The organism is Tabrizicola sp., from assembly GCF_034366665.1.
Taxonomy (GTDB): Bacteria; Pseudomonadota; Alphaproteobacteria; order Rhodobacterales; family Rhodobacteraceae; genus Tabrizicola.
Window position 1 is genome coordinate 1 of sequence record NZ_JAXMMF010000121.1, and the last position, 8,205, is coordinate 8,205.

The 8,205-nt window shown below is 66.1% G+C and carries 7 protein-coding genes and 1 pseudogene; 5 read left to right on the forward strand and 3 right to left on the reverse strand.

The features are described 5' to 3' along the window. Positions 1-103: 103 nt before the first annotated feature. From U1E69_RS17250 to U1E69_RS17265, 4 genes are read left to right on the forward strand one after another with little or no spacing between them, the layout of a single operon-like run. On the forward strand, positions 104-1,516 hold the full coding sequence (locus U1E69_RS17250) for a deoxyribodipyrimidine photo-lyase (protein WP_322245657.1): 1,413 nt from the start codon (positions 104-106) through the stop codon (positions 1,514-1,516). Positions 1,517-1,571: 55 nt separating this feature from the next. Continuing rightward, positions 1,572-2,786: a cyclopropane-fatty-acyl-phospholipid synthase family protein gene (locus U1E69_RS17255; protein ID WP_322245658.1), complete on the forward strand. Its 1,215-nt coding sequence runs from the start codon at positions 1,572-1,574 to the stop codon at positions 2,784-2,786. Positions 2,787-2,809: 23 nt separating this feature from the next. After that, positions 2,810-3,250 carry a TrgA family protein gene (locus tag U1E69_RS17260; RefSeq protein ID WP_322245659.1) on the forward strand — a complete coding sequence of 147 codons (441 nt, stop codon included), beginning with the start codon at positions 2,810-2,812 and terminating at the stop codon, positions 3,248-3,250. A gap of 26 nt (positions 3,251-3,276) precedes the next feature. Then, positions 3,277-4,113, forward strand: coding sequence for an NUDIX domain-containing protein (locus U1E69_RS17265; RefSeq protein WP_322245660.1), 837 nt, complete (start codon positions 3,277-3,279; stop codon positions 4,111-4,113). A 28-nt stretch (positions 4,114-4,141) separates the two neighbouring features. Here U1E69_RS17265 and U1E69_RS17270 read toward each other — a convergent pair whose 3' ends face one another. The 3 genes from U1E69_RS17270 to U1E69_RS17280 are packed head-to-tail and all read right to left on the reverse strand — an operon-like array spanning position 4,142 to position 7,416. Next, a complete protein-coding gene (locus U1E69_RS17270; RefSeq protein ID WP_322245661.1) occupies positions 4,142-5,299 on the reverse strand; it encodes a Gfo/Idh/MocA family oxidoreductase in 1,158 nt (385 codons plus the stop codon). 3 nt (positions 5,300-5,302) lie between these two features. Next, a complete protein-coding gene (locus U1E69_RS17275) occupies positions 5,303-6,358 on the reverse strand; it encodes a sugar phosphate isomerase/epimerase (RefSeq protein WP_322245662.1) in 1,056 nt (351 codons plus the stop codon). 20 nt (positions 6,359-6,378) lie between these two features. Next, positions 6,379-7,416 carry a LacI family DNA-binding transcriptional regulator gene (locus U1E69_RS17280; protein WP_322245663.1) on the reverse strand — a complete coding sequence of 346 codons (1,038 nt, stop codon included), beginning with the start codon at positions 7,414-7,416 and terminating at the stop codon, positions 6,379-6,381. Positions 7,417-7,738: 322 nt separating this feature from the next. On the opposite strand from U1E69_RS17280, the pseudogene U1E69_RS17285 reads away from it, so the two are divergent. Further along, positions 7,739-8,205, forward strand: a pseudogene (locus U1E69_RS17285) (carbohydrate ABC transporter substrate-binding protein); the annotation flags it as partial.

The following is an 8,205-nucleotide window of genomic DNA, read 5'->3' on the forward strand; positions in this document are numbered from 1 at the left end:
TCGCCCCCCAAACCCCCCGAGGATATTTGAGCCAGTATGAAAGGGTTAGAGTGATCCGCCCTTGTAGGGTGGGCGTATGTGTCCTGTGTGAGAAGGCTGGGGAATGACTGACAAACCGTTGATCTTGTGGTTCCGCCGCGACTTGCGGCTGGGGGACCAGCCGATGCTGGCGGCGGCGGTGGCGTCGGGACGGCCTGTCGTGCCGGTCTTCATCCAGGACCCCGAGACCGAAGCGCTGGGTGCCGCGCCGAAGTGGCGGCTGGGGTTGGCGGTTGCGGCGTTTTCCAAGGCGCTGGAAGGGCTTGGCCTGCGGCTGACCTTGCGGCGCGGGGCGGCGCTGGAGGTGCTGCGTGCCCTGATCGCCGAGACCGGGGCGGGCGGGGTCTGGTGGTCCCGGCTGTATGATCCGGCCAGCGTGGCCCGCGATACCGGCGTGAAGGCGGCCCTGAAGGAAGCGGGGCTGGAGGCGCGGAGTTTTGCGGGACATCTGCTGCACGAGCCCTGGGATGTTCAGACCGGGCAGGGCGGCTTCTACCGGGTGTTCACTCCGTACTGGAAGGCCACGCGGGGGATGGTGGTTGCCGCCCCGGAGCCTGCGCCAGGCCGGGTGCGGGGGATGGAGGTCTGGCCGGACTCTGACCGGCTGGAGGGTTGGCGGCTGGGCGCTGCGATGAACCGGGGGGCGGAGGTCGTGGCCCGGTATCAGGCGGTCGGCGAAGACGCGGCCCGGGCGAAGCTGGGCGCGTTCCTGGACGGACCGGTGGCACGCTATGCCGAGATGCGGGACCTGCCCGGGGTCGCTGGAACCTCGCGGCTGTCGGAGAATCTGACCTATGGCGAGATTGGCATCCGTGAAGTCTGGCATGCGGGGCTTCGGGCGCGGGACGAAGGGCGCGCGGGGGCGGAGAGCTTCCTGCGGGAGTTGGCCTGGCGCGAGTTCAGCTATCACCTGATGCATCATACTCCGCAGATCACCACCGGGAACTGGAAGCCAGAGTGGGACAATTTCCCCTGGCGCGGAGAGAGTGACGCGGTGGAACGCTGGCGGCGGGGGATGACGGGCGAGCCCTTCGTCGATGCAGGCCTTCGTGAGATGTATGTGACGGGCACCATGCACAACCGGGTGCGGATGATCGTCGGCAGTTACCTGACCAAGCACCTGCTGACGCATTGGAAAGTGGGGCTCGCCTGGTTCGCCGATTGCCTGACCGACTGGGACCCGGCGGCGAATGCGATGGGTTGGCAATGGGTTGCGGGATCGGGTCCGGATGCGGCGCCCTACTTCCGGGTGTTCAATCCGGCGGGCCAGGCCGAGAAGTTCGACGCCGACGCCCGGTATCGGCGGCGCTTCATTGCGGAACTGACCAAACAGCCGGGCCGCGAGGCGCTGGCCTTCTTCGACGCAGTGCCTCGGTCCTGGGGCATCCGCCCGGACCAGGCCTATCCGCGACCCGTGGTCGATCTGGCCGCTGGTCGCGCCGCTGCCCTTGCGGCATATGGGGCACGAAATGCTTGAGCAACGCATCGCCTTTGGTGAAAGTGTTGCCGACAAAGACCCTGGGGGTGGGCCGATGGACGTGTTGACGACGGTGAAGGGGCAGGCAGGTTTGCCGCGCTACTTCGCCACCGCTTTCGAGACGGCCAGCCGGCTGGGCGAAGGCAGGCTGGACTTTGTTCTGGCTGACGGGCGGCGGTTCCGGATCGAGGGCAAGGCCCCCGGCATCGCGGCGGAAGTGCGGGTGGTGAACCCGGATCTCTTTGCGCGTCTGGTGCGCGAGGGCGATCTGGGCTTTTGCGATGCCTATCTGGATGGCTGGTGGACGACGCCGGACCTGCAGGCCTTCCTGGACCTGATCCAGCGTCCGGCCAACAATGTGGTGGGCGACAGCTACCCTGGCCTAAGCCTCTTGCGCGCCTATGAACGGCTTCGGTTCTGGCTGCAGTCGAACAGCAAGCGTCAGGCAAAGAAGAACATCAGCTACCACTACGACCTTGGCAACGAATTCTACCGGCTGTGGCTGGACGAGACGATGACCTATTCGTCGGCGATCTTCGAGAACCCTCAGGAAAGCCTGGAGACGGCCCAGACCCGGAAATATGCCAGCATGGTGGACCAGATGGGCGCGCAGCCCGGCGAACATGTGCTGGAAATCGGCTGCGGCTGGGGCGGGTTCGCGGAATATGCTGCGAAAGAGCGGGGCTTGCGGGTCACCGGGCTGACGATCAGCCAGGCGCAGCACGACTATGCCGTGGCGCGGATCGCGAAGGCGGGGCTGTCGGACCGGGTCGAGATCAAGCTGCAGGACTACCGCGACGAGCGGGGTTCGTATGACGGCATCGCCAGCATCGAGATGTTCGAGGCGGTAGGCGAACGCTACTGGCCGGTCTACTTCAGCACCTTGCGCGACCGGCTGAAGCCGGGGCGGCATGCGACCTTGCAGATCATCACCGTGGCCGATGCGCGGTGGGAGTTGTACCGCAAGGGCGTCGACTTCATCCAGAAGTACATCTTCCCCGGCGGCATGCTGCCCGCACCTGCAGTCCTGCGGGCCGAGGTCGAGCGCGCGGGGCTTCGGGTCAAGGGCTCGATCGAGTTCGGCGAAAGCTACAGCCTCACGCTGCGGCGCTGGCACGAGACCTTCAACGACCGTTGGGGCGACGTGCGGCAACTGGGGTTTGACGACCGTTTCAAGCGGATGTGGGACTTTTACCTCGCCTCTTGCGCGGGCGCGTTTCAGGGTGGAAACTGCGACGTGACGCAGATCACGGTGACGCGTCCCAGCTGAGGGCTTTCCGAATGGCGCAACCGATGCCGACTGCAGCAAAGCTGATGGCCGCGATCTCGTTCGCGGTTGTTGGCTGGGTTCTTGCGAACTACTACGCCCAGAACATGCCGGACGCCGCCGCAGCCGGGCCAATCCGCGAAGGCGCGGCGGTCGTCGGGCTGATCATCGGCTGGTCGGTGATGGGCAACTCGGTCGGCAAGGGCTATGTCGAGGCAGCGGGATCGGGGATCAAGACAGCGGTGATCCTGGCGGTGGTGGCGCTGTTCCTGCTGGCGCTGGCCGAGATGCTGGAGAACTCGGTTCGGATGCGCTACGAGGACGCGATGGAGGCGCTGCTGGCCGTGATCGACACGATGGCAAAGCGGAGCCATGCGCTTTTGTCGCTGGGGGTCTTCGGGACGATCCTGCTGGGCGGGATCGTCGGCGGCCTTCTGTCTGAAAACGTGGGTCGACGCTGGAAGTGACAGGGTTTTCCCGGTTGGAATGGCCGGTGGACTGGCCGGTGGACTGGCCCCCGGCGCTGCAAAAGGCAGTGGCAGCCGGTGGGGCGGACTGTGCGCGCTATCTGACCGAAATCCTGGAAGAGACCAGCCCGCCCGAGCTGGTGGCGGCGGTCCTGCGCTACTACGGCCATCTTCCCGCCGAAGCCGTCCGCCGTCGCCTGCCCGCGTTGCGGGTCGAAGCGGCAAGCCGCATGCGGGCCGCTGCTGCGCCCGGGCGGGGTCTGCGGGCCGGATCGGGCGAGGTCGAGGTGGGCCCCGTCGAACCCTCGCACGCGGGGTTCTTCGCGCTGGACCTCTGGCATCTGCGGCATCGGCGGTTCGACGGTGAGATGAGCCCCCGATTGACGCGCGAGGTTTTTGTTGCCGGGGATGCGGTGACGGTGCTGCCCTATGACCCGCTGCGCGACCGGGTTTTACTGGTGGAACAGGTGCGCATGGGTCCCCTGGGGCGCGGCGATCCGTTGCCTTGGCAGCTGGAAGCCATCGCGGGGCGAATCGATCCCGGTGAATCCCCGGAGGACGCCGCCCGGCGCGAGGCGGTCGAGGAGGCCGGGCTGGTGTTGGGCCAGCTGGAGAAGGTGGCGGAATACTACCCCACGCCCGGGGCGGTGACCGAGTATCTCTATTCCTATGTGGCGCTGTGTGATCTGCCCGACGGCGTTGCCGGTCTGTTCGGCGCGGCGGAGGAGGCCGAGGATATCAAAGGCCATCTTCTGGCGTTCGACCGGCTGGTCGAGGTCATGGCGGCTGGAGGGATCGGCAATGCGCCGCTTCTTCTGACCGTGCTCTGGCTGCAACGCGAACGGTCGCGGCTGCGCGGGTAGGGAAGGTGGGCGGATCGCCCACCGCCCGTCACAGGTTCAGGCTGACCCACGCACCGTTCCGCGCCGATGACCGCACGCAGGCATCGACGAAGGCCACACCTTCCAGGCCCTCCTTCAGGCCGGGGAAGGTGGTGCCTTCGGGGACCGCTGTCCCGGTCTTTGCGGCACGGATGGCGCGGGCGGCTTCGGTGTAGATGTTGGCGAAGCCTTCCAGGTAGCCCTCGGGGTGGCCAGGGGGCACGCGGGTCATGCGGGCAGCCTCGGGTCCTGATCCGGCGCCGCCGCGGGTGATCTTGCGCTTGGGCTGGCCGAAGGGCGTGAACCAGAGGTAATTCGGGTCCTCCTGCGCCCACTCAAGCCCGCCCTTGGTGCCGTAGATGCGCAGGCGCAGGCCGTTTTCGTTGCCGGGGGCGACCTGGCTGCACCAGAGCATGCCCCGCGCGCCGCCCTGATAGCGCATCAGGACATGGCCGTTGTCATCGACGCGGCGGCCGGGGACGAAGGCGGTAAGGTCGGCGGCGAGGGTATCCAGGGTCAGGCCGGTGACGAAGTTCGCCAGGTTGAACGCATGGGTGCCGATGTCGCCGGTGGAGCCCCCGGCGCCAGACCGGGCGGGGTCGGTGCGCCAGTCGGCCTGTTTGTTGTCGACCTCTTGCGTGAGCCAGTCCTGGACGTATTCGACGTTCACCAGGCGCAGGTCGCCGAGGTCTCCTGCTGCGATCATCGCCTTGGCCTGCCGGATCATCGGGTAGCCGGTGTAGTTGTGGGTCAGCGCAAAGACCACGCCACTGGCCTCGGCGGCTTTGGCGAGTTTCTTCGCCTCGGACAGGGTCGCGGTCAGCGGCTTGTCGCAGATGACGTGGATGCCGCGCTTCAGGAACTGCATCGCCACGGGGGCATGCATGTGGTTCGGGGTGACGATGGCGACGGCGTCGATGCCGTCCTTGCGGCGGGCTTCCTTGGCGGCCATTTCGGCAAAACTGGTATAGGCGCGGGGCACGCCGAGGTCCTGCGCCGAGGCCAGCGCCTTCTCCGGGTTGGATGAGAAAGCGCCTGCAACCAGTTCATATTGATCGTCAATCCGCGCGGCAATGCGGTGGACGGCGCCGATGAAGGCATCGCGTCCGCCGCCGACCATGCCAAGGCGAAGGCGTTCGGGGCGGGCGGTGTGGGCAGCGTCGATCATGATCTACTCCAGTCCAAGCATGCGGCGGTTGGCGGCACGGTCGGTGCCCGCGTCGGCGAAGTCGTCGAAGGCTTTCTCGGTCACGCGGATGATGTGGGCCTCGACAAAGGCCGCCCCTTCGCGGGCGCCGTCTTCGGGGTGTTTCAGGCAACATTCCCATTCGACCACGGCCCAGCCGTCATAGCCGTACTGGGTGAGCTTGGAGAAGATGCCGCCGAAATCGACCTGCCCGTCGCCGGGCGACCGGAAGCGGCCTGCGCGGTTCACCCACGACTGGAACCCCCCGTAGACGCCCTGGCGGCCCGTCGGGTTCAGCTCGGCGTCCTTGACGTGGAACATCTTGATCCGGTCGTGGTATATGTCGATATGGTCAAGGTAATCAAGGTGTTGCAAGACGTAGTGCGAGGGGTCGTAGAGCATGTTGGCGCGCTTGTGGCCTTTGACGCGGTCGAGGAACATCTCGAAGGTGACGCCGTCGTGCAGGTCCTCGCCGGGGTGGATTTCGTAACAGACGTCGACGCCGCAGTCGTCGGCGTGGTTCAGAAGCGGGGTCCAGCGGCGGGCAAGCTCGTCGAAGGCTTCCTCGACCAGACCCGCCGGGCGCTGCGGCCAGGGATAGAGGTAGGGCCAGGCGAGGGCACCCGAGAAGGTGGCATGGGCGGTGAGGCCGAGGTTTTTCGAGGCGGTCAGGGCTTTCTTGACTTGGTCCACCGCCCATTCGGCGCGGGCCTTGGGGTTGCCCCGGACGGACGGCGCGGCGAAGCCGTCGAACTGGGTGTCATAGGCCGGGTGGACGGCGACAAGCTGGCCTTGCAGGTGGGTCGAAAGCTCGGTCACTTCGATCCCGACGTCCTTCGCAAGTCCCTTGAACTCATCGCAATAGGTCTTTGAACTGGCAGCCTTTTCCAGATCGAAGAGCCGGGCGTCCCAGGACGGGACCTGGACGCCGACATAGCCGCAGTCGGCGGCCCATTCGGTGATCGACTTCCATGAGTTGAAGGGGGCCGCATCCCCCGCGAACTGCGCCAGAAAGAGGGCCGGGCCCTTGATCGTCTTCATGTCTTCCTCCACTTCGTGGCCTAGCGGCCCTGTTCTACCTTGGCCGGAACTTCCAGGCCCTGCCTGTCGGTCCAGTCGCGTTTCTCGATGGCTGCCAGAAGGGCGCGGGCGAGGAATTCGCCAGCACGGCCCACGTCTTCGCGTACGATCAGGATATCCTGCCGGAACCGGCGCAGGACGGCGATGGCTTCCTTGGCGACCACGTCGAAATCCCGGCCGAGGAGACGGCCCGACCGCTCGGCCCCGGCAATGGTGGCCATCGCGGCAGTGGTCGAGCCGACCAGGATACCGTCGGGCGGGTTCGGCAGGTTGTACCGGGCGGCAATGGCGGCCTCGACCGCTTCGCCGCCGCTGTCAGAGGTCACGTCCTGCGCCACTTCGAAGGGTACGCCCAGAAGCGCGCATTCGTCCGAGAAGCCGAAGGTCATGTGCCGGGCATACATGTGTGCGCGGGGCGGCGGCACGATCAGCAGGCGCTTGCGGCCGCGCTCGGCCATCGCACGGGCACCAAGGCGACCATAAGCCTCGTTGTCGAAGTCGAAGAACGGGTGGTCGATGCCCATCGAGGTCCGGCCGTGGGCCGCGAAGGGAAAACCGTGGTCATGCATATAGCGGATGCGGGGATCGTCTTCCTTGGTCTGGTTGAGGATGATCCCATCGGCGCTTTCGGTTTCCACGATGTAGCGGATCGGCTCCATCGGGTCCTGGTCGGGGAAGAAGGGGGTGACGACCAGGTGATAGGCGGTGCCGCGCAGCGCGTTCGCGATGGAGTAGATCAGCCGCGAGGTGTGGTTCATCACGTCCGTCTCGGTCGAGAGCACCAGCGCGATGACGTTGGTCTTGCCGGTGCGCAGGCGGACCCCGGCGCGGTTGGGGCGGTAGCCAAGAAGGGCAGCGGTCTCGCGAACGCGTCTTTTCGTCTCTTCGCCGATATCGGGCGCGTCCTTCAGCGCGCGGGACACAGTGGCGATGGCCAGGCCCGTGGCCGCGGCAATCGTCTTCAGCGTCGGCCGCGCGGTGTCCGAATCAGGGGGCGGCGGATCAGAGAGCGTGGCCATGATGCCCCCTGTATGCATGCGAACGAACCGGACCCCAAGCGCGAATCCCCCGGACTGATTCGCGGGCTGGAAGGCTCTTTGCAGCCGCAGCGACGCTGGCCGCGGCGGGGCCGGGAAGCTCCCGTCCGGCAAGGCTTTTGACGCGGTTTTGGCGGTGCAGCATGGGGTCGGTTTTCCGGGCTTTTTCGGCGCGAAAGGGCGCGGGCCATCCCCTCATGAAAACTTGGAGAGCGGGCGGGAACAAGCGAAAAGATGTGTTGATTGGCAAAACTATAACGTTATAGGCTATTTCTATAACGTTTTAGAAACCGGGAGGAACGGTATGAAACTTTCGAAAATGACAGCGCTTCTTGCGATGTCCGTGGCGATGCCCGCTGCGGCAACCGAGCTTGAGGTCACGCACTGGTGGACTTCGGGCGGGGAAGCTGCGGCGGTGGCCGAGCTTGCCAAAGCCTTCGACGCCTCGGGCGACAAGTGGGTCGACGGCGCCATTGCCGGCGGTGGCGGCACCGCCCGTCCGATCATGATTTCGCGCATCACCGGGGGCGACCCGATGGGGGCCACCCAGTTCAACCACGGCCAACAGGCGCTGGAACTGGTGGAAGCCGGTCTGATGCTGGTCCTGACCGACGTGGCCGAGGCGAACAACTGGAAAGAGGTCGTCTATCCGCCAAGCCTCCTGGATGCCTGCACCGTCGACGGAAAGATCTTCTGCGCCCCGGTCAACATCCACTCGCCGGAATGGCTGTGGCTGTCGAACAAGGTCTATGAGGATCTGGGCCTGCCGGT

Bases quoted from the DNA above. Each gene is read 5' to 3' on its own strand.
- U1E69_RS17270 (WP_322245661.1), bottom strand. From the start codon at position 5,299: ATGATCGACGCTGCCCACACCGCCCGCCCCGAACGCCTTCGCCTTGGC.
- U1E69_RS17280 (WP_322245663.1), bottom strand. From the start codon at position 7,416: ATGGCCACGCTCTCTGATCCGCCGCCCCCTGATTCGGACACCGCGCGG.
- U1E69_RS17275 (WP_322245662.1), bottom strand. From the start codon at position 6,358: ATGAAGACGATCAAGGGCCCGGCCCTCTTTCTGGCGCAGTTCGCGGGG.
- U1E69_RS17255 (WP_322245658.1), top strand. From the start codon at position 1,572: ATGGACGTGTTGACGACGGTGAAGGGGCAGGCAGGTTTGCCGCGCTAC.
- U1E69_RS17250 (WP_322245657.1), top strand. From the start codon at position 104: ATGACTGACAAACCGTTGATCTTGTGGTTCCGCCGCGACTTGCGGCTG.
- U1E69_RS17260 (WP_322245659.1), top strand. From the start codon at position 2,810: ATGCCGACTGCAGCAAAGCTGATGGCCGCGATCTCGTTCGCGGTTGTT.